Raw genomic sequence first — 25,581 nt, 5'->3', positions numbered from 1 at the left:
CCACCCCGCCAGGTCTCGACTCGCGGTGACTCCGTCCCCATGGCTCGACCACCGGCAACCCCCGCTGGTCGAGCCGGCGAGCGTCAGCGAGCCGAGTCGAGACCACCCCCACCCCGCCAGGTCTCGACTCGCGGTGACTCCGTCCCCACGGCTCGACCACCGGACACCCCCGCTGGTCGAGCCGGCGAGCGTCAGCGAGCCGAGTCGAGACCACCCCAGGCCGGGCCTCATCAGTCGTAGCCCGCTTCCACCGACCAGCCGTCGGCACCGCAGACCATCAGCCAGGCCCGGCCGTCGGCCCCGACCACCTGGAACCGCGAGCGCAGCCCGGCTCCCCCGGCCCACCACGTCTCGTCGACCGGCCACGGCCCGGCCCACGCGCTCACCGGCTGCCACGGCAGCCGGACCCGGTCGCCGCCGACGCGGAACCGACGGGGCTCGGCGGTGACCGCGCCGCGCTCGGTGACCGCGACCGGCCGGTCGCCGTCGTCGACGACCTCGGCGAGCAGCGGGGAGGTGAAGACCCGCACCGGCGGTGGACCCGGCACCCGTCCCGGCCACGGCCGGTCGACCGGCCGCAGGTCGACGGCCCGCTCGCCCCACGGCACCGTGGCCTGCCGCGAGGCCGGGCTGCGCCCGCCCTGCAGCACCGGACGGCGCACGGCGTCGAAGCCGACCATCCCCTGCACCCGCGCGACGCCGCGCTCGACCAGGTCGTCGGAGCTGCCGCCCCACAGCGCCTCCCCGTGCGCCGCAGCCGGCTCGACGGTCTCGGGCACGAAGCGGACCCGCTCGATCGGGGCGCGCACCGAGCCCGACTGCTTGCGCGAGCGCAGCGCCGAGCTCGCCGCGGGCTGCAGCTGCCAGTGCACCCGGTCGACCAGGTCGCGGGCGCCGAAGTAGCGGGGGTGCAGCCAGGTGCGGGCCGAGACCGTGGCGCCGTCGGCGTCCGCCTCCACCCGGACGCCGGTCGCCACCAGCTGTCGGGCCGCGAGCTGGGCGACGAACCGCTCCGCGGTGGTGCGGACGCTGAAGGCCACCGCCTCCACCGAGTCGAGCGGTGGCTCGAAGACCACCTCGACGTCGAGCTCGGCCGGCGGGGTGCGGGCGGCGAACAGGGCGGGGTCCTCGCCGCGGGCGCGCCGCCACACGGTGGCGCCGTAGCGGCCGAGCCGGTGCTCGACCGCGTCGCCGGGCAGCGCGGCGAGGTCGCCGAGGGTCGGCAGCCCGAGCCGGCGCAGCAGGCTGACCGCCTCGCGCCCGGCCGGACCGTCGCCCTCGAGGACGTCGACCGGCAGGGTGCGCAGGAAGCCGGCCGACCCGCCCGGCGCCACCACCTCCCACCCCTGGACGACGGCGCGGCGGGCCGCCTGCTCGGCGGTGAACAGGTCGTCGGCGATGCCGATCCGGACGTCCCACACCGCCGACTCGACGAGCGCCTGGCTGACCGTCGCCGCGGCGTTCTGCTCGGTGCCGAACCAGCTGCCGGGCGCCCGCACGGCCAGCAGCCCGGGTCGCAGCGCGGCGACCCCGGGCCGGAGCTCCTCGACGGTCGCCAGCACCGGCTCGAAGGCCCGGGCGTCGCGGTCGGGGTTGTCGTGCAGCAGCAGGAGGTCGGGGCAGCGCGACTGCGCGTCGCGGCGGCGCTGACCGCGGCGCACGCCCTCGGCCCGGGCCGGGGCGTTGCAGACCTCGACGATGTTGCCCGACAGCACCGCGGCCGGCATCCGCTCCGGCTGCTCGGCCTCGGCCAGCCCGGCCACCACCGACCAGTCGGGGCACCAGAGGACCATCACCCTCATGGCGTCACGCCCGTCCTCGACACCCTCATCCGGACGCCTCGCGGATCGGGACGACGGACGGCGCGACACCCGACGCCGCGGCCGGCTCGACCCCGCCGCCGACCCCCGGGAACCACAGGTCGGCGCGCACCGGCGGCCGCGCACCACGACGGACGGCGACCCGGGCACGACGCTCGCGCAACCAGCCCGCCCCGGCGTCGGGACCGCTCCAGCGGGACTCCTCGAGCGTGATCCGGGCGTCGACGCGGGGCCAGTCGCCCCACACGACCAGCACCGAGGAGCGGGTGCGCAGCCGGGACTCGAGGATGCCGGCGGCGCGGGCGTCGACCGCAGCGCCCACCCCGATCGGGGGGCGCAGGACGACGACCCGCAGCACGTCGACGAGCGCCGCGGTCACCTCCAGCCAGTGCTCGCCCGGGTCGGGCACCAGGACCGTGCGCGCCAGCTCGACGCCGAGCCCGGCGGCCGCCTCGGCGCCGAAGTCGGCCCAGCCGGCGAAGCCCACCCACTCACCGGCCTGGGACGCCCCGGCGGCCAGGGCCAGCCCGAGGGCGGCGGAGTCGACGCCGAAGGTGCCGCCGGCGTGCAGCGGGACCAGGTCGGCGAGCGCGGGCAGCGTCGCGACCGGCTGCCGGGCCGGCTTCCGCTCCATCGCCGCGACCCGCTCGCGCAGCTGGTCGACCACCGACCGCGACGGGTCGAGGGGCGAGAGGGTGGAACGAGCGGGCACCCCTCATGATCGAACACATGTTCGAACGGGTCAAGCGGGCGAGGTGCTCCTCATCCTCCCGTGGACACCGTCACGAGGCCACCGCGGCGAGCAACCGTCAGCCCGGCCGGCGTCAGCACGGCCCGGCGCCCGGCTCGTCGTCGGGGCAGCCCGACGACGAGGAGCCGGAACGGCTCAGCGCCTGCGCTTCTCGCGCACCCGCTGGGTCAGCACGAGCGGGGTGCCCACGAAGCCGAACTCCTCGCGCAGCCGGCGCTCGATGTAGCGCTCGTAGGAGGCGTCGAGCTTGCCGGAGGTGAACAGCACGAACGTCGGCGGCGCGGTGCCGGCCTGGGTGCCGAACATGACCTTGGGCTGCTTGCCGCTGCGCACCGGGTGCGGGTGCTCGGCGACGAGCCGGCCCAGGAAGCCGTTCAGGATGCCGGTGCTGACCCGGGTCTCCCAGCCCTCGAGGGCACGGTCGATCGCCGGCACCAGCCGGTCGACGTGCCAGCCGGTGCGGGCGGTGATGTTGATCCGCGGCGCCCACTGCACCTGCACGAGGTCGCGCTCGATCTCGCGCTCGAGGTAGTAGCGGCGCTCGTCGTCGACGAGGTCCCACTTGTTGAAGGCGATCACGAGCGCCCGGCCGGCCTCGCGGATGGTCTGGATGATCCGCAGGTCCTGCTCGGAGACGGTCTGACCGCCGTCGACGACCAGGACGGCGACCTCGGCGCGGTCGATCGCGGTCGTGGTGCGCAGCGAGGCGTAGTACTCGTGGCCCGAGGCCTCCTTGACCCGCTTGCGGATGCCGGCGGTGTCGATGAAGCGCCAGGTGCGGCCGCCGAGCTCGATCAGCTCGTCGACGGGGTCGACGGTGGTGCCGGCGACGTTGTCGACGACCACGCGCTCCTCACCCGCGAGCTTGTTGAGCAGCGAGGACTTGCCGACGTTGGGCTTGCCGACGATCGCGATCCGGCGCGGTCCGCCCGGCTCCTTGTCGCGGTCGGGCGGCGGCTCGGGCAGCGCGTCCAGGACGGCGTCGAGCATGTCGCCCGAGCCGCGGCCGTGCAGCGCGGAGACCGGCCACGGCTCGCCGAGCCCGAGGTTCCACAGGCCGTAGGCCTCGGCCTCGGCGCGGGCGTCGTCGACCTTGTTGGCCGCGAGCACCACCGGCTTGCCGGACTTGCGGAGGATCTTGACGACCTCGGCGTCGGCGTCGGTGATCCCGACGGTCGCGTCGACGACGAAGAGGACGGCGTCCGCGAGGGTCACCGCGACCTCGGCCTGGGCGGCGATCCGCTGCGCGAGGCCGCGGGCGTCGGGGTCCCAGCCGCCGGTGTCGACGACGGTGAAGGCGCGACCGTTCCAGTGCGCGTCGTAGGAGACGCGGTCGCGGGTCACGCCCGGGACGTCCTCGACGACGGCCTCGCGGCGCCCGATGATCCGGTTGACCAGCGTCGACTTGCCGACGTTGGGCCGCCCGACGACGGCGAGGACCGGAATGGGTCCGTCGGGGGTCTCGTCGTCGCCGAACCCCTCGGGGGCCTCGTAGTCGCTGTTGTCCGTGGTCATGCCGATTTCTCCGTAACGCCCCCGCCGGGGTCTGGCTCGTGCTGGCCCACAGGCAGGGGCCCGGGAAGCGAACGCCCGGTGGTCCGGATTGCTTCCGCGAGGTCGGCCAGCATCCGGGACCGGAGCAGGCGTGACGTCTCCCCCACATCGTCTCGCGTCCGGGGCCACAGCACCGCATCGACGGCGTACGGGGTGCCGAAGACCACGTCGATCCGACCCCGGCGCGGCGGCAGCGACGAGCTCGACCCGCCGGGCTCGCGGGTGCCGAACCACAGCACCGGGACGATCGGGGCGCCGGTCGTCATCGCCAGGTAGGCGGCGCCGCGGTGGAAGAGCTCGAGCTCGCCGGAGCCGCGCGTGCCCTCGGGGAAGATCCCGACGACACCGCCGTCGCGCAGCACCCGGACGGCCGCCTTCACCGCGCTCGGGTCGGTGTGGAACCGGTCGAGGGGGATCTGGCCGGCGCTGGCCAGGAAGCGGCCGAGCGGGCCGCGGAACATCTCGACCTTGGTGAGGGCGTGCACCGGGCGCGGCGAGAGGATCGCCAGCAGCGGGCCGTCGACCACCCCGATGTGGTTGGCCGCGAGCACGACGGGCCCCGCGGTCGGCACGTGCTCGGCGCCGTGCACGTGCACGTCGTGGCGGCGGTTCACCAGCCACCGGGTGACCGGCCGGGCGCCGCGCAGCAGCCAACGCGGCGGCCGGCGGACGCCGTCGGTGCGCGGCAGGTCGGTGTGCGGGGTCACGGCCGACACGACAGCCCCGGCCTCACGGGGTCGGCGCGAGCGTGCGCTCGACCAGGTCGACGAGCAGGTCGATCACCTCGTCGAGGGTGTACGGCGTGGTGTCGACGTGCACGGCGCCGTCGGCCTGCACCAGGGGCGCGGTCGCCCGAGCGGAGTCGATCCGGTCGCGCTCGCGCAGCACCTGCTCGGTCGCGGCGACGTCGGAGCCGCCCTCCTCGAGCGCGCGGCGGGCGGCGCGGGCGGCCGGGTCGGCGGTGACGTAGACCTTGACCTCGGCCTGCGGCCAGACGGTCGAGCCGATGTCGCGGCCCTCCACGACGATCCCCCCGCCCGGCCCACCGGGCGGGGCGATGATCTCGCGCTGCTGGGCGAGCAGCCGGGCCCGCACCGCCGGCACCGTGCTGACCGGCGAGACCGCGCGGGTGACCTCGTCGGTGCGGATCGCCGCGCTCACGTCGACACCGTCGACCGCGATCGTCGGACCCTCGGGGTCGGTGCCGGAGGCCAGCACCGGCTCGCCGGCGCGGGCGGCGACCGCGTCGGCGTCGTGGACGTCGACGCCCTGCTGCAGCATCCACCAGGTGACGGCGCGGAACATCGCGCCGGTGTCGAGGTAGCGCAGGCCGAGCCGCGCCGCGACGCCGCGGCAGGTGCTCGACTTGCCCGACCCGGACGTGCCGTCGACCGCCACGACGATGCTGCCGAGCGTGCTGCCGAGCGTGCTGCCGAGCGTGCTGCCGAGCGCGCCGCCGGCCGTGCTGCTGGGGTCCCCTGTCACGGGGAGCGATCCTACTGCTGGTCGGGGACGGACCGGACCCGCGTCAGGTCCGAGCGCAGCGCCGCGGCGCCGTGCAGGTAGCAGTGGGTGATCTCGGCGCGCGGCAGGTCGCTCTCGACGTGCGCCATCATCCGCACCACCCGCGGCATCGAGCCCTCGATCTCGAGCTCGCGCGCACAGATCAGCGGGACGTCGCCGAACCCGAGCTGCCGCGCGGCGTACGCCGGGAACTCGCTGTGCAGGTCGCTGGTCGCGGTGAAGATGACCGAGATGAAGTCGTCGACGCCGAGGCCGTTGGACGTCATCACGTCGAGCACCATCTCCGAGACCCGCTCGAGCATCTGCTCACGCTCGTCGACGTCGAGCTGGGTCGCTCCCCTGACTGCGCGCACTGCCATGCCCGCCAGCCTAGTGACGGACGCCGGCGACGTGCGCCCAGGTGTCGTCTGGTGACACCGCGGCGCGCCGTGCGCGGCGTCGTGGCTGGCCCACCAGCAGTCCGTGGCGTCGGGCGGCCTCAGCCCGGCTGGTAGCTGCCGAACGACCAGTGGTTGCCCTCGGGGTCGCGGACGCTGCCGCCACGGCCGCCGTGGTCCTGGTCGACGACGGCCCGCTCGAGGCTCGCCCCGGCAGCGACCGCCCGCTCGACCGCGGCGTCGGGGTCGGCCGTGACGAGGTAGGCCGAGGACCGCCCCGGAGCGGCGACGGGAGAGTCGGGGCGCTCGGTGCCGAACATGATCCCGCCGCCGCCCTCCCACAGCCACTCCGCGTGCTCGACGACGTCCGGGTCCTCGGCGCTGCGGTACGTCGCGTGCTCGCGGAAGCCGATCGCGGCCAGCCAGGTGGTCATCACGTCGGCGTCGCGGACGCTCATGCTCTGCCAGTGCTTGATGTCGGTGGTGTCCATGGCCTCACCCTGCCGCCGACCCGGGACCCCCGGCTTGGACGGACGGGAGCTCTCGGCGGCGCCACTCCGAGGGGCTGCACCCTGCGAAGGCGGTCCACTCGCGGGCCAGGTGGGACTGGTCGGCGTAGCCGCAGCGCGCGGCGGCGTCCGCCAGGGACGTCGCCGCGTCGCGGACCAGCGCGTGGCTGCGCTCGAACCGCGCCAGCCGCCGGTACTCCTGCGGCGACACGCCGCACTCGGCGCGCACGAGGTCGCCCAGGTGCCGACGGCTGTACCCGACGTCCTCGGCGACGTCGGCCACCCGGGCTCCGCGCGTGAGCCGGGCGAGGGCTCGTCCGACCTCCGCCCGCGGCGCCGGGGCGTCGTGTCGCGACAGCGCCGCGATGAGGGCCCGGGCGACGACCGCCGTCCAGCGGTCGGGCGACGAGCCGGCCAACCGCTCGGGCAGGTCGCGCATCGCGGGATCGACGTCGGCCACGTCGGCCAGCGCCCCGGCCAGCGCACCGGCGGGCAGCCCGAGCAGGGCCCGGGCACCCGTGACGGTCAGGTCGAGGTAGACCCCGCGCTGGCGCCGTCCGTGCCGGATCTCGGCCGGCGACGGGTGCAGGCCGGCGACGTTCGCCCACGACGACACCCGCGCGCCCCCGGCCCAGCCCACGTCGAGGGGCTCGTCGACCGCGAGCACCAGGGTCAGGCACGTCGACGGCATCCCGATGTGCACGCCGGGCTCGCCGCACACGTCGTAGGGCACGAGGCTCGCGACGTACGGCGCCAGCACACCGGGCACGCTCACGCCGCCACCGTACGCCGGCCCGTCACAGCCTGACGCTGTCGAGCAACGCTCCCAGCTCGTCGTTGGTGAGCTCGCGCAGCTCCCCCGCCGGCAGGCCGCCGAGGCGGACCGGACCGAGCTGGATGCGGCTGAGCTTCTGCACCGGGTGGCCGAGGTGGTCGAGCAGCCGGCGGACGATGCGGTTGCGGCCCTCGTGGATCACCAGCTCGACGATCGACTTGCCCTGCTGCGCGGCGACGATGCGCACCTGGGTCGGCCGCACCGGGCCGTCGTCGAGCTCGACGCCGGCGAGCAGGGTCGCGACGGTCTCCTTCGTCACCCGGCCCTCGACCTCGGCGACGTAGGTCTTGTCGACCTCGTAGGACGGGTGGGCCATCTTGTTGGCGAAGTCACCGTCGTTGGTGAGCAGCAGCAGCCCGGACGTGTCGGTGTCGAGCCGCCCCACGTGGAAGAGCCGCTCCGGCCGGTCGACGACGACGTCGGCGATCGTGCGCCGACCCTCCGGGTCCGACATCGTGGAGACCACCCCGCGCGGCTTGTTCAGCACCAGGTAGACGTGCTCGGAGACCGGCGGGAGCCGCAGGCCGGAGACCCGGATGACGGCGGTGCGCGGGTCGACCTTGGTGCCGAGCCGGGTGACGACCTCGCCGTCGACCTCGACCTCGCCGTCGAGCATCAGCTCCTCGCACCTGCGGCGCGAGGCCACGCCCGACTGGGCCAGCAGCTTCTGCAGCCGGATCAGTCCGTCCTCGTCGGTCGCGACGTCTCTCATGCGGGTCCGTCCTGCTCGGGTGCTGCGTCGGTGGGTTCGCCGGTCGGCTCGGGTGCCGCGGCCGGCCCGGAGGGGGCGAGCATCGCGGCGAGCTCGTCGTCGAGGTCGTCCATGTCGGGCAGGTACGGCGCCAGCTCGGGCAGCTCGTCGATCGACTGCACCCCGATCCGCTCGAGGAAGTAGCTGCTCGTGCGGTACAGCGTCGCGCCGTGCTCGCCGTCGCGGCCGGCCTCCTCGACCAGCCCCCGCGAGAGCAGGGTGCGCATCACGCCGTCGACGTTCACGCCGCGGATCGCCGAGACCCGGGCCCGCGTCACCGGCTGCTTGTAGGCGACGACGGCGAGCGTCTCGAGCGCGGCCTGGGTGAGCCGGGCCTGCTGACCCTCGAGCACGAAGCCCTCGACGACGGCCGCGTAGGCCTCACGCGTGTAGTAGCGCCACCCACCGGCGAGGTTGCGCAGCTCGAAGCCGCGGCCCTGCTCGTCGTACTCGGCGGCCAGCGCGGTGAGCGCCGAGGTGACCTCATCGCCGGGGTAGCCGACCGCGGTGGCCAGCGTCGTCTCGTCCAGCGGCTGGTCGGCCACCATCAGCACCGCCTCCAGCGCCGGTCGCAGCTCCGCGAGGGGCACGGCGAGCTGCTCGGCCACGCCAGCGGCTTCTGCGAGGGGCTCGGCAGGGGGTTCGGCGTGCTCGGTCATGGCGTCTCCTCGGACGGCGCCGCGGGCAGCGGCGTCCCGTCGAACTCGTCGATCTCGGTCAGCAGCTCGTCGGCCTCGCCGGCCTCGCCGGTCTCGTCGCCGGTCCAGCGCACGGTCAGCTCGCCGAGCGCCTGGACCTGCTCGAAGGCGACGGCGCCCTCGCGGAACAGCTCGAGCAGCGCCAGGAACCGGGCGACGGTGGTCAGGGTGTCGGGCGAGTCGCCGCACAGCGCACGGAAGGTCATGGTGCCGCTGCGGCGCAGCCGGTCGAGCACCACGCCGGCCTGCTCGCGCACCGACACGGTGGCGGCGTGGATGTGCTGCAGGCTGACCTCGGGCGCGGTCTTCGGCTCCAGCGCCCGGGCGGCGAGACCGGCGAACTGCTCCAGCCCGATCCCGATCAGCACCTCGGGCAGCAGCCCGGCGAAGCGGTCCTCGAGCCCGACCGCGCGGGGGTGCCGGCGGCCCTCACCCTCCAGGCGGGTGCCGAACGCGGCGGCGACCAGCTTGAACGCCTTGTACTGCAGCAGCCGCGCGAAGAGCAGGTCGCGGGCCTCGAGCAGCGCGAGGTCCTCCTCGTCCTCGACGTCGCCCTGCGGCAGCAGCCGGGCGGCCTTGAGGTCGAGCAGGGTCGCGGCCACGAGCAGGAAGGACGTCGTCTGCTCCAGGTCCCAGACGCTCCCACCGGCCTTGACGTGCGCGATGAACTCGTCGGTCACCCGCGACAGCGCGACCTCGGTGATGTCGAGCTTGTGCTTGGAGATCAGGCTGAGGAGCAGGTCGAAGGGCCCCTCGAAGTTGTCGAGGTGGAGCGAGAAGGCGGGCGCGGACTCGACCTCGGTCATGGCGCTGTCACCGGCGCCGTCGTTCGCGGGTCATCCCTGGGTCAGCCGCCGCACCAGCGCGCTGTCGCCGCCGTGGGCCTCGAGGTCCTCCAGCACCAGCGCCACCGCCTCGCGCACCAGGCGGCCGCGGTCGACCGCGAGGTCGTGGGCGCGGCGCAGCGTCAGCCGGGCGTTCTCGAGGTCGAGCAGCTCGTCGGCGGTGACGTAGACGGTCACCTTCTCGTCGTGGCGCACCCGCCCGCTGGGCCGGCGCGGGCCCTCGGGCGCGGCGGTGTCCTCGCCCGCGGCCGGGGCGGCGCCCGCGCTCTGCCTGGCCTGGGTGTCGGTCGGCCGGAACAGGTCGTCCGCGGCCGGCAGGCTCACGCGTCGTGCCACCGGGCCAGCACCTCCCGGGCCAGCTGCCGGTAGGACTCGGCACCGGCCGAGGTCGAGGCGTACGACGTGATCGGCTCCCCGGCGACGGTGGCGTCGGAGAACTTCACGGTCCGCCGGATCACGGTGTGGAAGACCGTGTCGCCCCAGGCCTGCACCAGCCGCTCCATCACCTCGCGGCTGTGGAGGGTGCGGCCGTCGAACATGGTGCCGAGCACGCCGTCGATCTCGAGGTCGGGGTTGAGCCGCTCGCGGACCTTGTCGATGGTCGTCTTGAGCAGCGCGACACCGCGCAGCGCGAAGTACTCGCACTCGAGCGGGATCAGCACCCCCTGCGACGTGGTGAGCGCGTTGACGGTGAGCAGCCCGAGCGAGGGCTGGCAGTCGATGATGATGACGTCGTACTGCGACATGGCCGGCCGCAGCACCCGCTGCAGGGTCTGCTCGCGGCCGACCTCGTGCACCAGCTGCACCTCGGCGGCGGAGAGGTCGATGTTCGACGGGAGCAGGTCCATGCCGGGCACTCCGGTCGGGACCACGACCTCGTCGAGCGTGACGTCCGACTGCATGAGCAGGTTGTAGATGGTCAGGTCCATCTCGTGCGGGTTGAGCCCGAGCCCGACCGACAGCGAGCCCTGCGGGTCGAAGTCGACGAGCAGCACCTTGCGGCCGTACTCGGCGAGCGCCGCGCCCAGGTTGATGGTCGTCGTGGTCTTGCCGACGCCGCCCTTCTGGTTGCACATCGACATCACCCGCGCCGGCCCGTGCGACGTGACCGGAGCGGGCTCCGGGAAGTCGCGGAGCGGGCGACCCGTCGGTCCGAGCGCGCTCCCCGGGGCGGCGGTGACGGGGTGCTCGAAGGGCAGGGACTCGGACACGGGCAGTCTCTCGGTCGTCGGACGGTCGGGTGGTGCTGAGCAGCCTACTTTTGTCGACACGGCGACGTCGGAGGGCGCGCGGCTCATCCTAGGTCCGAACCCGGCGGACGGCGCCGCAGGCACCCGGCCAGTCAGAGCCGGGTCATCGCGACCGTCGCCAGCACCAGCTCGCCGAGCTCGTCGGAGGCGTCGAGGTCGGCCACGGCGTCGATCACCCAGTCGTGGTGGCCCTCGGGGTCCGCGACGGTCTGCCGCAGGCGCCAGAGCCGGACGGCGGGCAGGTCGGCCTCCTCGACGTCGTCGTCGACCTCCACGCCGGCGGGGACGCCGGTGGCCGGCTCGATCGCGAGCAGCTCGGGTGAGCGGGCGTCGCCGTCGGTGCCGACGCGGTCGTGCTCGGCGTAGTACTCCTCGATGGCGGCGTCCCAGGCCGAGCGGGTCATCACGACCTCGCGCGCCGGGTCGAGCCGGTCGGCCGCGGCCCGCTCCAGCGCCATCAGTCCGTCGAGGTCGTCGCGGGCGACGAGGTCGACGCGGCGCCACATGGCGTTGCGCACCATCACCCGGAACGCCCGGTCCTGCTTCGACAGCGGCCTCGGGGACGACGGCGGCGCGTTCTCGGTGATCGCGCGGGCCGCGTGGTCCGGGTCGCTGAGCGCCTCCCACTCGTCGAGCAGCGAGGAGTCGGTCTGGCGGATCGTCTCGCCCAGCCACTCGAGCAGGTCCTCGAGGTCGGGGGTCCGGTGCTGCTCGGGCACGGTCTGGCGCAGCGCGCGGTAGGCGTCGGTGAGGTAGCGCAGCACCAGGCCCTCCGAGCGGGCCAGCTGGTAGCGGGAGACGAAGTCGGTGAACGACATGCCCTGCTCGTAGAGCTCACGGACCACCGACTTGGGGTCGAGGGCGTCCTCGCGCAGCCACGGGTGCCGCTCGCGGTACATCTCGTAGGTCGCCCCCAGCACCTCGGCCAGCGGCTGCGGCCAGGTGACCTGCTCGAGCAGGGTCATCCGCTCCTCGTACTCGAGGCCGTCGGCCTTCATCTCCATGATCGCCTCGCCGCGCGCGGCGTGCTGCTGGGCGAAGAGGATCTGCCGGGGCGCCTCGAGGGTGGCCTCGATCACCGACACGACGTCGGCGGTGTAGTCGTCGGACTCGGGGTCCAGGACGTCGAGCGCGGCCAGCGCGAAGTGCGACAACGGCTGGTTGAGCGCGAAGTCGTCGGGCACGTCGTCGGCCAGCACGTAGCGTCGGCCGAGGTCGTCGGGCCGGTCGAGGCGGACGACGGTGCCGGAGTGCACCAGGCTGCGGCCCAGCCGCAGCGCCCGGCGGACCAGCTTGAGCTGGGAGCGGCGCGGCTCGTGGTTGTCGGTGAGCAGCCGGCGCAGCACGGCGACGGCGTCCTCGTCGCGCGAGAGGACGTTGACGAGCATCGCGTTGTCGACCTTCATCCGCGACACGAGCTGCTCCGGCACGCCGGCGACCAGCTTGTCGAAGGTCTGCTCGGTCCACACGACGGTGCCCTCGGGCGGCTTGCGCAGCTGCGCCTTGCTCTTGCGCTTGGCCTGCTTCTCCTCGCTCATCGCGGCGTTCTTGGCCTCGGCCTTGGCCTTGGCCCGCTCGTTCTCGATGGTGTGCTCGGGCGCCTGGACCACGACGTACCCGGACGTGTCGAAGCCGGCCCGGCCTGCTCGCCCGGCGATCTGGAGGAACTCACGGGTGCGCAGCACGCGCGACCGGTTGCCGTCGTACTTGGCCAGCGCGGTGAACAGCACGGTGCGGATCGGGACGTTGATGCCGACGCCGAGGGTGTCGGTGCCGCAGATGACGGTGAGCGCGCCGGACTGCGCGAGCTGCTCGACCAGGCGCCGGTAGCGCGGCAGCATCCCGGCGTGGTGCACGCCGATGCCGCGCCGCAGCAGCTTGGAGAGGGTCTTGCCGAACCCGGCGCCGAACCGGAAGTCCGGGGGGATCTCGACGGCGTGCTCGGCACCCTTCGGCAGCCACTTCGCGTTGAGGAGGCCGGTCGCGTGCTCGACGGCGTCCTTCTGGGTGAAGTGGACGACGTAGGCCGGCGCCTGGTGGGTCGAGACGATCTCCTCGAGCGTCTCGGCCAACGGCGTCAGCGCCCACGTGAAGCTCAGCGGGACCGGACGCTCGGCCTCGTCGACGACGGCGGTCTCGCGGCCGTTGCGCCGGGTCAGGTCGGCGGCCAGCTCGCTGACGTCGCCGAGGGTCGCCGACATCAGGACGAACTGCGCCTGCGTCAGCTCCAGCAGCGGCACCTGCCACGCCCACCCGCGGTCGGGCTCGGCGTAGAAGTGGAACTCGTCCATCACCACGAGCCCGACGTCGGCCGTCGACCCCTCGCGCAGCGCGATGTTGGCCAGCACCTCCGCGGTGCAGCAGATGATCGGGGCGTCGGCGTTCACCGAGGCGTCGCCGGTGAGCATGCCGACCTGGTCGGCGCCGAACACCTGGCACAGGTCGAAGAACTTCTCGCTCACCAGCGCCTTGATCGGCGCGGTGTAGAACGACACCCGGTCGCTGGCCAGCGCCGCCTTGTGCGCACCGACCGCGACGAGCGACTTGCCCGACCCGGTCGGCGTCGCGAGGACGACGTTGTTGCCGGCCAGGATCTCCAGGACCGCCTCGTCCTGGTGGGGGTAGAGCTCGAGGCCGCGGCCCGCGGCGTAGGCGGTGATGTCGTCGTAGACGACCTCCCAGTCGTCCGCGTCGCCCGTCACCGGATCAGTCTCGCACCCGGGTCAGCTGCCGCTCGGGATGGTGCAGGTGGCCTCGACGTAGTCGGAGACCGCCTCGGCCTGGTCCTGCTCCTCCTCGGAGAGGACCTCCTCGAGGGCGTCGAGCTCGGCGACCGTGGCCGTGTCGGGGAAGGCGTCCAGGGCCTTCACCATCGCCGCGACGCCGGCACGCTGGTCGTCGGTGAACCCGGCCGGCAGCTCGGCGGCCTCGAGGTCCTCGCCCCACTGGTGGATGGCGTCGATCGTCTCCGGGGTGAGCGGCGCGTCGTCACCCTCGGTGGGGACCGGCGCCGCGCTCAGGGCGGTGGCGAAGTCACGGAACGCCGAGCAGAGCTCGACCGCGTCGGCCGGCTCGTCGGCGGGTGCGGTGGGGTCCTCGTCGGTGTCGTCGGGGTCCTCGGACTCCGACGGCACGGGCGCCTCGGTGTTCGGGTCGAGCGGCGGCGTGGTGGTCTCGCCCGCCGCGGACGACGACGTGGCCGGCGAGGACGGGTCGTCGGCGGCGTCGTCGTCGGAGTCGCCACCACACCCGGCGAGCAGCACGGAGGCCGCCACGAGGGCGGCGAGGGTGGTCAGGGGACGGCGCATGGGAGCCTCCGGGGCAGCTGGCACGAGTGGGTGGGGCGTCACTCCCGGGCGCGCGGGTGCGCCGTGGCGAAGACCTCCCGCAGGTTGTCGACGGTCACGAGCGTATAGACCTGGGTGGTGGTGACCGACGCGTGCCCCAGCAGCTCCTGGACGACGCGGACGTCGGCGCCGCCGTCGAGCAGGTGCGTCGCGAACGAGTGCCGCAGGGTGTGCGGCGAGACGTCGCGGGTCACCCCGGCCCTCTCGGCGGCCCTGACCAGCACCGCCCACGCCGACTGCCGCGAGAGCCGGCCGCCGCGGGCGTTGAGGAACAGCGCTCCCCCGACGGCGCGGGTCGACACCAGCTCCGGCCGGGCCCGGACGACGTAGGCCTCGACCGCGTCGCGGGCGTAGGAGCCGATCGGCACGATCCGCTCCTTCGAGCCCTTGCCGCGCAGCAGCACGGTCCCGTCGACCGCATCGAGGTCGTCGACGTCGAGGCCCACCGCCTCGGAGATCCGGGCCCCGGTGCCGTAGAGCACCTCGAGCAGCGCGCGGTCACGCAGCGCGAGGTTCGTGCCGGGGGCGCCGGCGGCCTCGAGGATCGCCTCCACGTCGGAGAGCGGCAGCGCCTTGGGCAGCCGCTTGCCCGCGGCCGGCGGCTTCACGCCGGCCGCGGGGTCGACCTCCGCGAGTCCGTCGGCGACCGCGAACCGGTGGAAGCCGCGCACGGCGACGACGGTGCGGGCCGCCGACGTGCTGCTCAGGGGCGGGTGGTCGGCATCGCCCTCGCGCAGCCGCACCAGGAACGCCGACACGGTCGCCTCGCTCACCCCGGCCAGGTCGTCGATCCCCTGGGCGCCGAGGAACTCGAGGTAGCGCCGCAGGTCGCGCCGGTACGACGTCAGCGTGTTGAGCGCGAGCCCCTTCTCGACCGAGAGGTGGTCGAGGTAGGTGCGGACCGCGCGCCCGACCGCGCCGGCGCCGTCGTCGGTCACGCCAGGACGTCGTCGAGCGAGACCGCCTCGATGCCGACGGCCTCGCCCACCGGGGCGTTGGTCAGGTCGCCGGCGTGGGTGTTCAAGCCCAGCGCCAGGGACCGGTCGGCCCGGCAGGCCTCGACCCAGCCCCGGTCGGCCAGCGCCACCGTGTAGGGCAGGGTGGCGTTGGTCAGCGCGTAGGTGGAGGTGTTGGGCACCGCACCGGGCATGTTGGCCACGCAGTAGAACGTCGAGCCGTGGACCTGGTAGGTCGGGTCGGCGTGGGTGGTGGCGTGGGTGTCCTCGAAGCAGCCGCCCTGGTCGACGGCGATGTCGACGAGCACCGAGCCCGGCTTCATCCGCGAGACCAGGTCGTTGGTGACCAGCTTGGGGGCCGCGGCACCGGGGATGAGCACGGCCCCGATGACCATGTCGGCCTCCATCACCTGCTGCTCGATCGCGAGCCTCGACGACGCCAACCCGTGGACCCGGTTGTTGTAGCGCCAGAACGACATCCGCAGCTTGTCGAGGTCGGTGTCGAGGAGCGTCACGTCGGCCCCCATCCCGAGCGCGATGTTGGCGGCGTTCTGACCCGAGACACCGGCACCGATGATGACGACCTTCGCGTTGGCCACGCCACCGACGCCGCCCATCAGCACGCCGCGGCCGCCCTGGGCCTTGAGCAGCGAGTACGCACCGACCTGGGGTGCCAGGCAGCCGGCCACCTCCGACATCGGGTACAGCAGCGGCAGCCCGCCCGAGGGGAGCTGCACGGTCTCGTAGGCGATGCCGGTGACCTTGCGCGCCAGGAGCTCCTCGGTCAGCGGCTTGTCGGCGGCCAGGTGGAGGTAGGTGAAGAGGGTCAGGCCCTCCCGCATCCGGTGGTACTCCTCGGCGACCGGCTCCTTGACCTTGAGCACCATGTCGACGCCGCCGTCGGTGCCCCACGCCTCCTCGGGCGTGGCCACGATCCTCGCGCCAGCGGCGACGTACTCCTCGTCGGGGATGGAGGACCCGATGCCGGCCCCGTGCTCGACCACGACGTCGTGGCCGTGAGCGGTCAGCTCGTGCACCCCGACCGGCGTGATCGCCACCCGGTACTCGTGGTTCTTGACTTCCTTGGGTACGCCGACCTTCACCAATGACCTCCTCGAGCGTGCGGGGCACGTCGTCGTGCCCTTCTCGCCGGTGACCCTACTCCCGGGCGCCGCTCCGGTCGGCCGGGACCGGTGGAGGCCGCGACGGCACGAGGATCCGGGACGCGACCGCGCCCTGTGGCCCCGAGCCGGTGCTCGGAGCCGGAGCGGCCTAGGCGGGCAGGCCGGGCCCGACCAGGCCGGCCGCGTGTGCCTTCAGCACCGCGATCACCAGCGGGCCGTCGGTGACGTCGCCGGCCAGGACGGCGGCGACCAGGTCGGCGAACGGCGCCCGGAAGACCTCCATGTCGGCCTCCTCGTGCACCATCTCGAAGTCGCCGCGGCCCACGTCGGTGAGGCCGCGGGCCAGGTAGTGGTGGAGGCGCTCGGCCGAGATGCCGGGGCTCGACCAGCTCGTGCCGAGGTCGGTCCAGGTCGCGGCCGCCAGCCCGGCCTCCTCGGCCAGCTCCCGGCGTCCGACGTCGACCGGGTCCTCCCCCGGGTGGTCGATCAGGCCGGCCGGGAGCTCGACGAACCGGTGGCCGGCGGCGTGCCGGTACTGACGCAGCAGCACCACGTGGTCGTCGTCGTCGACGGCCAGCACCACGACCGCACCGGGGTGCTCGAGCACGATCCGCCGGAACGGCGCCTCGTCGCCGCCGCCGGGGCGGGTGACGGTGTCGGCCCGCAGGGCCACCACCCACCCGTCGCGGTGCAGGTCGCGCGTCTCGAGGACCGGCCACTGCTCCGGCCGGTCGGCCAGCGCGCTCACGCCTCGGTCGGCTCGGGACGCAGCCCGGTCTCGTCGATCGGGAACCGCAGCTCCCGCTGACGGTCGATCGCCGCGCCGACCAGGCCGCTGAACAGCGGGTGCGGTCGGGTCGGCCGCGAGCGCAGCTCGGGGTGCGCCTGGGTCGAGACGTAGTAGGGGTGCACCTCGCGGGGCAGCTCGACGAACTCGACCAGGCCGAGGTCGGGGTTCGTGCCGGAGAAGACCAGGCCGGCCGCGGCGAGCTGGTCGCGGTAGTCGTTGTTGACCTCGTAGCGGTGCCGGTGCCGCTCCTCGATCCGGTCGGCACCGTACTGCTCGTGCACCACCGTGCCGGGCACCAGCTCGGCGGGGTACAGGCCGAGGCGCATCGTGCCACCCAGGTCGCCGGCGCCCTCGACGTAGGACTTCTGCTCCTCCATGGTCGCGATGACCGGCTCGGGGCAGTCGGGGTCGAACTCGGTGGAGGCGGCCTTCTCGAGCCCGGCCACCGACCGGGCGTACTCGATGACCATGCACTGCAGGCCCAGGCAGAGGCCGAGGGTCGGGATCTGGTGGGTCCGGGCGTAGGTCAGGGCGCCGAGCTTGCCCTCGATACCCCGGATGCCGAAGCCGCCGGGGACGATGATGCCGTCGACGTCGGCGAGCTGCTTGGCCGCTCCGGCCGGGGTGGCGCACTCGTCGGAGGGGACCCAGCGGATCTCCACCTTCGCCTCGTGGGCGAACCCGCCGGCGCGGAGCGCCTCGACGACCGAGAGGTAGGCGTCGGGCAGGTCGATGTACTTGCCGACCAGCGCGACGGTGACCTCCTCCTTCGGGTGGTGGACCCGGCGCAGCAGGTCGTCCCAGACCGTCCAGTCGACGTCGCGGAAGGGCAGGTCGAGGCGCCGCACCACGTAGGCGTCGAGACCCTCGCGGTGCAGCACCTTCGGGATGTCGTAGATCGAGGGGGCGTCGGCGGCGGTGACCACGGCCTCCTCGTCGACGTCGCACATCAGCGAGATCTTGCGCTTGATCGAGTCGGGGAGCTCGCGGTCGGCGCGGCACACGACGGCGTCCGGCTGGATGCCGACCTGGCGCAGCGCGGCGACCGAGTGCTGGGTCGGCTTGGTCTTCAGCTCCTTGGACGGGCCGATGTAGGGCACCAGGGACACGTGCAGGAAAAAGCAGTTGTCGCGGCCGATCTCGTGGCGCACCTGGCGGGCGGACTCGAGGAACGGCAGCGACTCGATGTCGCCGACGGTGCCGCCGATCTCGGTGATCACCACGTCGATCTCGGGTCCGCCCATCGCGAGGATGCGGTCCTTGATCTCGTTGGTGATGTGCGGGATCACCTGCACGGTGTCGCCGAGGTAGTCACCGCGGCGCTCCTTGGCGATGACGCTGGCGTAGACCTGCCCGGTCGTCACGTTGGCGATCTGGTTGAGGTCGGTGTCGAGGAACCGCTCGTAGTGGCCGACGTCGAGGTCGGTCTCGGCGCCGTCGTTGGTGACGAAGACCTCGCCGTGCTGGAACGGGTTCATCGTCCCGGGGTCCACGTTCAGGTACGGGTCGAGCTTCTGCATCGTGACCCGGAGCCCGCGCGAGCGCAGCAGCCGACCCAGGCTCGAGGCGGTCAACCCCTTGCCGAGCGACGAGGCGACTCCGCCGGTGACGAACACGTGCTTGGACTGGTCTACCGGGGCCGCCTTCACGGGATTCGATCCTATCCCAGTCCGGCGCTAGTCGTTGCCTCCGCGCGCCGTGCGACTCGCCACCTGGGCGACGTCGAGCAGCTCACGGGCGTGGGCCAGCGCGGTGTCGGAGTCGGCGAGGCCGGCGAGCATGCGCGACAGCTCGCGCTCCCGGGCGGCGTCGTCGAGCACGGTGAGCCCCGAGCTCGTGACCGACCCGTCGCTGGACTTCTGCACCAGGACGTGGCGGTCGGCGTACGCCGCCACCTGCGGAAGGTGGGTCACGACGAGGACCTGTGCGGTGCGTGCCAGCTCGGCGAGCCGGCGGCCGACCTCGACCGCGGCCGCTCCGCCGACGCCGGCGTCGACCTCGTCGAAGACGAACGTGGGCACCGGGCTGGTGCCGGCGAGGGCGACCTCGATGGCCAGCATGACCCGCGACAGCTCACCGCCCGAGGCGCCCTTGGACAGCGGGCGCGGCTCCGAGCCGGTGTTGGCGGCCAGCAGCAGCTGGACGTCGTCGGCCCCGTGGGCGGCGGGCTCGGTCGGGGTGACCCGGATCGACAGCACGGCGTGCGGCATCGCCAGGAGGGTCAGCTCGGCGGTGACCTGCTTCTCCAGCGTGCGGGCCGCAGCCGTGCGGGCCTTCGACAGCGCCGCGGCCGCCCCGCCGAGCTCGGAGCGCAACCGGTCGCGCTCCACGGTGAGGGCCTCGATGCGCTCGTCGGTGCCGTCGAGGTCGAGCAGCCGGGTGGCGGCGCGGGCGGACCAGGCGAGCACCTCGTCGAGGGTGTCGCCGTACTTGCGGGTCAGCGCGGTGAGTGCGGCGCGGCGCTCGGAGACGGCGGCCAGCCGGTGCGGGTCGGTGTCGACCCGGTCGGCGTACGACGCGACGTCGGCGGCGACGTCGGAGACGAGGTAGACGACCTCGGCCATCCGGTCGGCCAGCTGGGCGACCTCGGGATCGTGCTCGCGGACGCTCTCGAGGAACCCGCGGGCGGCTGCGGTGGTGCCGAGGGCGTCGGCCCCGCTCTCGCCGGACTCGTCGCCGGACAGTGCGGTCCGGGCGTGCTCGGCGGCCGCGCGCAGGGTGTCGGCGTAGCCGAGCCTCGACTCCTCGGCGGCCAGCGCGTCGTCCTCCCCCGGCTCGGGGGACACCGCCTCGACCTCGCCCAGCCCGAAGCGCAGCAGGTCGGCCTCTCGGGCGCGCTCGCGCGAGGACGCGACGACGTCGTCGAGCTCGCGGCTGGTGGCGTCGAGGCGGCGGTAGAGGTCGGTGTAGCGCGCCAGGGTCTTGGCGAGCCTGGGGCCGCCGAAGCGGTCGACGGCGTCGCGCTGGGCCCGCGGCAGCAGCAGGCGGTGCTGGTCGGACTGTCCGTGGACGGCGACCAGCGGCTCCGCGACCTCGGTCAGGGTCGCGACGGGCACGGTCGCCCCGCCGACGAAGGCGCGCGAGCGGCCCTCGGCCGAGACGTTGCGCGCCAGCACGACGAGGCCGTCCTCCACCTCGCCGCCGGCGTCCTCGACGGCGGACACGAAGGCGGGCAGCCGCGCGGCGTTGACGACGCCCTCGACGCGGGCCTGCTTCGCGCCGGTCCGGACGGCGCCGGTGTCGGCCCGTCCGCCGAGCAGGAGGCCGAGCGCGGTGACGACCATCGTCTTGCCGGCTCCGGTCTCGCCGGTGATGACGGTCAGGCCGGGGCCGAGCTCGAGCACGGTGGCATCGATGACGCCGAGGGAGCTGATCCGGATCTCCTCGATCACGAGGTCCTCACCATCACGGGGTCTCGCTCGTGGCGCGGAGCCGGCGCCGCTCGCCCTCGCCGCGCCAGCCCTCGACGTTGAGCCCGAACTTGGCGACCAGCCGGTCGGTGAACGGCGCCTGGTGCACGCGGGCGAGCCGCACCGGTCGCACCCCGCGCCGGACCTCGATCCGAGCCCCCGGCGGCAGGTCGACCGTGCGCCGGCCGTCGCACCACAGCACGCCCGAGCCGTCGGTGCGGGCGAGCACCTCGATGGCGACGACCGAGTCGGGCCCGACCACCATCGGACGGGCGAAGAGGGCGTGCGCGCTGAGCGGGACCACGCAGAGCGCCTCGACCTGGGGCCAGACGATCGGGCCGCCGGCGCTGAAGTTGTAGGCGGTGGAGCCGGTCGGCGTCGCGCAGACGACGCCGTCGCAGCCCCAGCGCGACAGCGGACGGCCGTCGACCTCGACGACCACCTCGATCATCCGCTCGCGCGCGGCCTTCTCGACGCTGGCCTCGTTGACCGCGAACGTGTGGGCGAGGACCTCGCCGTCGAGGCTGACCTCGACGTCGAGGGTCAGCCGGTCCTCGACGATGTAGCGAGCCTCGACGATCGCCGCGATGGTCGCGTCGACCTCCTCCGGCTCGGCCTCGGCGAGGAACCCGACGTGGCCGAGGTTGACCCCGAGCACGGGGGTGGCGCTGTCGTAGGTGAGCTCGACGGCTCGCAGGATGCTGCCGTCGCCGCCGATGACGAGGGTGAGCTCGCAGTCGTGCCCGGCGTCGGTCTCGGACTCGGTGAGCTCGAGGGTCGGGGACTCGAGGTCGACACCGAGGTCCTTGGCCTCCGGCCTCAGCAGCCGGACCACGATGCCGTGGGAGGTGAGCCCGGAGATCACCGCGGTCGCCACCTCGCGCGCCTGGGCACGCCCGGTGTGCGCCAGCAGCAGCACCCGTCTCACCGTCGCGGAGTCCGTCACGGCTCCAGCCTCTCACCCGGCACCGACGGGGCGTCGACGCCGTGCACAGCCGCGTCGATCTCGTCCTGGGAGATCTCGGGGTCGCCCCGGCGCAGCCAGAGGAAGAACTCGACGTTCCCGGACGGACCGGGCAGCGGGCTCCGGGTCACCATCCGGGCGCCCCAGCCCCGGCGGGCCGCGTGGTCGGCGACCGTCGCGACCGCCTCGGCGCGCAGGCCGAGGTCGCGGACGACGCCGCCCTTGCCGATCCGGTCCTTGCCGACCTCGAACTGTGGCTTGACCATGAGCGCCAGGTCGCCGTCGGCGGCGGTCACGCCGGTCAACGCGTCGAGCACGAGCGTCAGGGAGATGAAGGAGAGGTCGCCGACCACGAGGTCGACCGGGCCGCCGATCAGGTCGGCGGTGATCTCCCGCACGTTCTGGCGGTCCCGGACGTCGACCCGGTCGTCGCTCTGCAGCGACCAGGCCAGCTGGCCGTAGCCGACGTCGACAGCGACGACCTCGCGGGCCCCGCGGCGCAGGAGCACGTCGGTGAACCCGCCGGTCGAGGCGCCGGCGTCCAGGCAGCGACGCCGGGCCACTGTGAGGCCGGCCGGCTCGAAGACGTCCAGCGCCCCGGCGAGCTTGTGCCCGCCCCGCGAGACGTAGTCGGGGCGGTCGGGGTCGTCGACGACGACGATCGCGACGTCGGTGGTGACGCCCGTCGCGGGCTTGGTGGCGGCCGCGCCGGACACGGTCACCCGTCCCGCTGCCACCAGCTCCGCCGCGTGCTCGCGGGACCGGGCCAGGCCGCGGCGGACCAGTTCCGCGTCGAGGCGGAGGCGACGAGGTGGCATCAGGCGGTGTCGAGGGTGCGGCGGAGCTCGCCGTGGGCGGACTCGAAGACGGCGACGTGCTCCTCGAGCGGGCGGTCGTCGAGCCCGGCGACCGCCTCGATCACCGCGTCGACGCGCGCGTCACCGGTCGGCTCGGGCCGGGGGCGGGGCGGCTCGTCGTCCAGGAGGCCCGTGTCGTCGGACCACTCGTCACCGGGCTGCGCACTCATCCCGTGAGCCTACCGGCCGGCGCCGGCGTCACGGTGCCGCGGGAGGGGTGACGCCGTCGGTGCCCGGGGCCGCTCCGGCGACGTCCAGGTGCGACCAGGACGCGGCCGCCACGACGCGCCACCAGTCCCCCGGGTCGCCGTCGCCGTCGACCTCGAGCCGGTCCGCCACGACGCGGCCGGACCAGCCACCGAGGGTCCAGCCCTCGCCGGTCTCCTGGGGGGCCGGCTGCGGCTCGCGGAGCGCTCCGAGGTCGAGGCCGACGTAGGTGGGGCGCTCCTGGGGGCGGGCGGCCACCAGCTCGTCGAGCCCGGTGACGCCGGTGAGGACGAGCAGCGAGTCGATGCCGACGTTGCGGGCCCCCTCGATGTCGGTGTCGAGCCGGTCGCCGACCATCAACGGACGCTCGCCACCGACGCGGCGCACCGTCTCGTCGAGCAGCGGACGCGCGGGCTTGCCGGCGACCTCGGGGTCGACCCCGGCGAACCGGCGGATCGTGTCGACCAGGACGCCGTGGCCGGGCGCGACGCCGTAGGGCGTCGGGATCGACAGGTCGGTGTTGCTGGCCACCCACCACAGACCGTCGCGGATCCGCACCGAGGCCCGCATGATGTCGGCCCACACGACCTGCGGCCCGTAGCCCGTGACGACCGCGTCGGCGTCGTCGTCGGGCCCGACGATGCTCAACCCGGCCTCGGTCAGCGCCACCTGGAGACCCTCGCCCCCGAGCAAGACGACCCGGCCGTCGGGACCCAGCCGGTCGAGCAGCACCCGGGCCGCGGCCTGTGCCGAGGTGACGACGTCACCGACCTCGGCCCGGACCCCCAACGACGTGAGGTGGTCGGCGACCGTCGACGGCGGCCGCGCCGCGTTGTTGGTGATGAAGGCGAGCCGCATCCCCCCGGTCCGGACCTCCGCCAGGTGGTCGGCCGCGCCGGGCACGGCGTCCGGCCCGACGTAGACGACGCCGTCGAGGTCGAGCATCGCCAGGTCGTAGGTCTCGGCGAGCGGGCTCAGGGATTCGGACAACATTTCGCCAGTCTCCCAGTCGTCGGGTCGTGTCGCCGTCCTCGCCCCCACCCGCGTCCTCGTAGGGTGATCGGATGGAGTCCGCCGCGGTCACCCCGCCCTTCGTGGCGCGACCGCTCCGGCTGGCCCCGTTCCGGGCGCTGCGGCTCGTCCCCTCACGGATCGGCGATCCAGCCGCGTCGCGCCTCTTCGCCCGCCCGTACCGCGACCTCGCCAGCCGTCTGCAGACGTGGGAGGCGCGCGGGATGATCACCCACGACCCGGGGCCCGCGCTCTACGTGCACGAGTACACCGTCGACGGCATCACCGTGCGTGGGCTCGTCGGTGCGATCGACGTCTCCAGCCGCGCCGTGCGGCTCGAGGACCGGGCGATCCTCCCGCACGAGGGGATCTACCCCGCCCAGGCCGACGACCTCGCCGACCGGATGGAGCAGATGCGGGTCAACCCCGGCCCGATCCTGCTCGTGCAGGACTCGCCGGCGGCGCTCCGCGCGTTGTTGGCGCAGGTGCGTCGAGCCGGACCGGACCACGAGATCACCGACCGGTCCGGCCAGTTCCACCGGATCTGGGCGATCACCGATCCGTCCGTGATCGCCGAGGTCGCCGAGCTGATCGCGCCGACGACCGCCCTCATCGCCGACGGGCACCACCGCTACGCCGCCTACCTGCGCCTGCAGCAGCGCGACCTCGGCACGGCCGCCGACCGTGGACTGGCGATGATCGTCGACCAGACCGACACCCCGCTCTTCCTGGGCGCCATCCACCGGGTCCTCGCCGGCTCCTCGGTGCACGACGTGGAGGCGGCGGCGCGCACGCTCGGGATCCGCACCACCCTCCGCTCGCACGAGGAGGCGGTCGCGCTGCTCGGCCCCCGCACGCTGGTGGTCACCGACACCGAGACGTGGCTGACGGTGCACCTCGAGCTCGAGGGCGACCGTGTGGAGGCGGAGGTCCTCCACGACCAGCTGGTCCCCTCGCTCGGCCACGGTCCGAGCCGCGTGACGTTCCACCACACGGCGCAGGAGGCGTTGGCGCAGGTCGAGCCCGACCACGGCACGGCCGTGCTGATGCCGGCCCCGTCCGTGGCCCAGGTGCAGCGCGTCGTCGCGAGCGGGAGGCTCTTCCCCGAGAAGGCCACGTCGTTCCAGCCGAAGCCCGCCTTCGGCGCCTTCATCCGCTCCTGGCGCGACGAAGAACCCGACCCGACCTGACCTCCACCTCGACGCGGGAGCCGGTGCCGACCGCGGTGCGGAAGAACCGCCGCCGGATGGACCCGCTGACCTCCACGAGGTCTCCCTCGCGCCAGGTGCCGACCGATCTCTTCACCCGGCCCGTCCAGACGACACACTCCAACGCGTCGACACGCTGGCGCTGCCGCTGACGCGGTGGTCGGTCGACCACCACCCGGAACGACACGAGCGTGTCGCCGCTCGGCAGCTCCTTGGCCTCGGCCGGCGCCGCCAGCCGACCGACCAACCTGACGTCGTTGACCGCCTCGACTGCCTCGTGCAGGGACTCCGACGTCCCTTCCCTCGTGTCCTTCGTGTGTGGACTCATGACGCGTCACCTCCACGACGAACCCTGACCGTCGCCGCGGACAGGACGCGCACGGCGGACCGCGGCCTGTGGAGAACCGCCGACGGCGGTGCCCTGTGGACGACATGTGGCCATCGCGCGGGACAAATACGCGAAAACGACAGAAGGGCGACCCCGAGGGGTCGCCCTTCTGCGAATAGTTGTCCGGCGGCGTCCTACTCTCCCACAACCTCGCGATTGCAGTACCATCGGCGCTGGCAGGCTTAACTTCCGGGTTCGGTATGGGACCGGGTGTTTCCCCGCCGCTATGGCCGCCGTAACTCTATGACCACACCCAACCCCAACCCCGGCATATCGAACCCCGGGTTGGGTGGTGTGGAAACTTGTGTAGTGGACGCGAACACGCAACAACTCGTAGTTGTTTCTCTGTGTGATGTTGGTTGAAGATTTGTAAGGCAAGCCCTCGGCCTATTAGTACCGGTCGGC

At 73.7% G+C, this 25,581-nt stretch carries 26 protein-coding genes and 1 rRNA gene; 1 reads left to right on the top strand and 26 read right to left on the bottom strand.

From position 1 onward, the window contains the following. Positions 1-230: 230 nt before the first annotated feature. From E4623_RS22315 to E4623_RS22200, 24 genes are all read right to left on the bottom strand, one after another. Complete coding sequence (locus E4623_RS22315) at positions 231-1,802, bottom strand: DNA polymerase Y family protein (protein ID WP_134768787.1); 1,572 nt, start codon at positions 1,800-1,802, stop codon at positions 231-233. A 25-nt stretch (positions 1,803-1,827) separates the two neighbouring features. Further along, a complete protein-coding gene (locus E4623_RS22310) occupies positions 1,828-2,532 on the bottom strand; it encodes a hypothetical protein (RefSeq protein ID WP_134768786.1) in 705 nt (234 codons plus the stop codon). Between the two features lie 174 nt (positions 2,533-2,706). Further along, positions 2,707-4,086, bottom strand: a complete 1,380-nt coding sequence (der, locus tag E4623_RS22305) for a ribosome biogenesis GTPase Der (protein ID WP_134768785.1) — start codon at positions 4,084-4,086, stop codon at positions 2,707-2,709. Further along, positions 4,083-4,832: a lysophospholipid acyltransferase family protein gene (locus E4623_RS22300; protein ID WP_245155223.1), complete on the bottom strand. Its 750-nt coding sequence runs from the start codon at positions 4,830-4,832 to the stop codon at positions 4,083-4,085. The genes der and E4623_RS22300 overlap by 4 nt, the downstream gene beginning before the upstream one ends. A 22-nt stretch (positions 4,833-4,854) precedes the next feature. Next, complete coding sequence (cmk, locus tag E4623_RS22295; protein WP_134768783.1) at positions 4,855-5,610, bottom strand: (d)CMP kinase; 756 nt, start codon at positions 5,608-5,610, stop codon at positions 4,855-4,857. An 11-nt stretch (positions 5,611-5,621) separates the two neighbouring features. Next, positions 5,622-6,008 carry a chorismate mutase gene (aroH, locus tag E4623_RS22290; RefSeq protein WP_134768782.1) on the bottom strand — a complete coding sequence of 129 codons (387 nt, stop codon included), beginning with the start codon at positions 6,006-6,008 and terminating at the stop codon, positions 5,622-5,624. Between the two features lie 119 nt (positions 6,009-6,127). Then, a complete protein-coding gene (locus E4623_RS22285; RefSeq protein ID WP_209020833.1) occupies positions 6,128-6,517 on the bottom strand; it encodes a VOC family protein in 390 nt (129 codons plus the stop codon). Positions 6,518-6,521: 4 nt separating this feature from the next. Continuing rightward, positions 6,522-7,310, bottom strand: a complete 789-nt coding sequence (locus tag E4623_RS22280) for an AraC family transcriptional regulator (protein WP_209020832.1) — start codon at positions 7,308-7,310, stop codon at positions 6,522-6,524. Positions 7,311-7,332: 22 nt separating this feature from the next. Continuing rightward, positions 7,333-8,082: a pseudouridine synthase gene (locus E4623_RS22275; protein WP_134768781.1), complete on the bottom strand. Its 750-nt coding sequence runs from the start codon at positions 8,080-8,082 to the stop codon at positions 7,333-7,335. Continuing rightward, entirely contained in the window at positions 8,079-8,780 is a 702-nt protein-coding gene (gene scpB, locus E4623_RS22270; RefSeq protein ID WP_134768780.1) for an SMC-Scp complex subunit ScpB, read from the bottom strand. Before scpB ends, E4623_RS22275 begins: the two co-directional genes overlap by 4 nt. Continuing rightward, positions 8,777-9,625, bottom strand: a complete 849-nt coding sequence (locus E4623_RS22265; protein ID WP_134768779.1) for a segregation/condensation protein A — start codon at positions 9,623-9,625, stop codon at positions 8,777-8,779. Before E4623_RS22265 ends, scpB begins: the two co-directional genes overlap by 4 nt. A 30-nt stretch (positions 9,626-9,655) precedes the next feature. After that, positions 9,656-10,000 (bottom strand): hypothetical protein, encoded by a 345-nt coding sequence (locus tag E4623_RS22260; RefSeq protein WP_134768778.1) that lies wholly within the window; start codon positions 9,998-10,000, stop codon positions 9,656-9,658. Continuing rightward, positions 9,985-10,875 carry a ParA family protein gene (locus E4623_RS22255; RefSeq protein WP_245155222.1) on the bottom strand — a complete coding sequence of 297 codons (891 nt, stop codon included), beginning with the start codon at positions 10,873-10,875 and terminating at the stop codon, positions 9,985-9,987. Before E4623_RS22255 ends, E4623_RS22260 begins: the two co-directional genes overlap by 16 nt. A gap of 131 nt (positions 10,876-11,006) precedes the next feature. Then, entirely contained in the window at positions 11,007-13,616 is a 2,610-nt protein-coding gene (locus tag E4623_RS22250) for a DEAD/DEAH box helicase (RefSeq protein ID WP_134768776.1), read from the bottom strand. Positions 13,617-13,637: 21 nt separating this feature from the next. Then, entirely contained in the window at positions 13,638-14,222 is a 585-nt protein-coding gene (locus E4623_RS22245) for a hypothetical protein (protein WP_134768775.1), read from the bottom strand. A gap of 38 nt (positions 14,223-14,260) precedes the next feature. Next, the gene (gene xerD / locus E4623_RS22240) at positions 14,261-15,199 is read right to left on the bottom strand and encodes a site-specific tyrosine recombinase XerD (protein ID WP_134768774.1); all 939 of its coding nucleotides are present in this window, start codon (positions 15,197-15,199) and stop codon (positions 14,261-14,263) included. Beyond that, positions 15,196-16,320 carry an alanine dehydrogenase gene (ald, locus tag E4623_RS22235; RefSeq protein WP_134768773.1) on the bottom strand — a complete coding sequence of 375 codons (1,125 nt, stop codon included), beginning with the start codon at positions 16,318-16,320 and terminating at the stop codon, positions 15,196-15,198. Before ald ends, xerD begins: the two co-directional genes overlap by 4 nt. A gap of 169 nt (positions 16,321-16,489) precedes the next feature. Next, positions 16,490-17,089 carry an NUDIX hydrolase gene (locus E4623_RS22230; RefSeq protein WP_134768772.1) on the bottom strand — a complete coding sequence of 200 codons (600 nt, stop codon included), beginning with the start codon at positions 17,087-17,089 and terminating at the stop codon, positions 16,490-16,492. Then, on the bottom strand, positions 17,086-18,780 hold the full coding sequence (locus E4623_RS22225; RefSeq protein ID WP_134768771.1) for a CTP synthase: 1,695 nt from the start codon (positions 18,778-18,780) through the stop codon (positions 17,086-17,088). The genes E4623_RS22230 and E4623_RS22225 overlap by 4 nt, the downstream gene beginning before the upstream one ends. Before the next feature lie 27 nt (positions 18,781-18,807). Continuing rightward, complete coding sequence (gene recN / locus E4623_RS22220; RefSeq protein WP_134768770.1) at positions 18,808-20,523, bottom strand: DNA repair protein RecN; 1,716 nt, start codon at positions 20,521-20,523, stop codon at positions 18,808-18,810. 13 nt (positions 20,524-20,536) lie between these two features. Further along, positions 20,537-21,487, bottom strand: a complete 951-nt coding sequence (locus E4623_RS22215) for an NAD kinase (RefSeq protein WP_245155221.1) — start codon at positions 21,485-21,487, stop codon at positions 20,537-20,539. After that, entirely contained in the window at positions 21,484-22,323 is an 840-nt protein-coding gene (locus E4623_RS22210) for a TlyA family RNA methyltransferase (RefSeq protein WP_134768769.1), read from the bottom strand. Before E4623_RS22210 ends, E4623_RS22215 begins: the two co-directional genes overlap by 4 nt. Beyond that, positions 22,323-22,532, bottom strand: coding sequence for a hypothetical protein (locus tag E4623_RS22205; protein WP_134768768.1), 210 nt, complete (start codon positions 22,530-22,532; stop codon positions 22,323-22,325). The genes E4623_RS22210 and E4623_RS22205 overlap by 1 nt, the downstream gene beginning before the upstream one ends. Before the next feature lie 28 nt (positions 22,533-22,560). Further along, positions 22,561-23,562 carry an HAD-IIA family hydrolase gene (locus E4623_RS22200; RefSeq protein WP_245155220.1) on the bottom strand — a complete coding sequence of 334 codons (1,002 nt, stop codon included), beginning with the start codon at positions 23,560-23,562 and terminating at the stop codon, positions 22,561-22,563. Between the two features lie 71 nt (positions 23,563-23,633). On the opposite strand from E4623_RS22200, the gene E4623_RS22195 reads away from it, so the two are divergent. After that, entirely contained in the window at positions 23,634-24,770 is a 1,137-nt protein-coding gene (locus E4623_RS22195) for a DUF1015 family protein (RefSeq protein ID WP_134768767.1), read from the top strand. Here the strand turns inward: E4623_RS22195 and E4623_RS22190 are convergent. Both E4623_RS22190 and rrf read right to left on the bottom strand, forming a co-directional pair. Continuing rightward, positions 24,730-25,116 carry a single-stranded DNA-binding protein gene (locus tag E4623_RS22190; RefSeq protein WP_134768766.1) on the bottom strand — a complete coding sequence of 129 codons (387 nt, stop codon included), beginning with the start codon at positions 25,114-25,116 and terminating at the stop codon, positions 24,730-24,732. The genes E4623_RS22195 and E4623_RS22190 overlap by 41 nt on opposite strands. A gap of 181 nt (positions 25,117-25,297) precedes the next feature. Further along, a 5S ribosomal RNA gene (gene rrf, locus E4623_RS22185) occupies positions 25,298-25,414 on the bottom strand. Between the last annotated feature and the right edge of the window lie 167 nt (positions 25,415-25,581).

The sequence above is a fragment of the Nocardioides sp. 1609 genome (assembly GCF_004522105.1).
GTDB lineage: Bacteria > Actinomycetota > Actinomycetes > Propionibacteriales > Nocardioidaceae > Nocardioides.
This window is presented reverse-complemented; position numbering and strand designations above follow the sequence as displayed.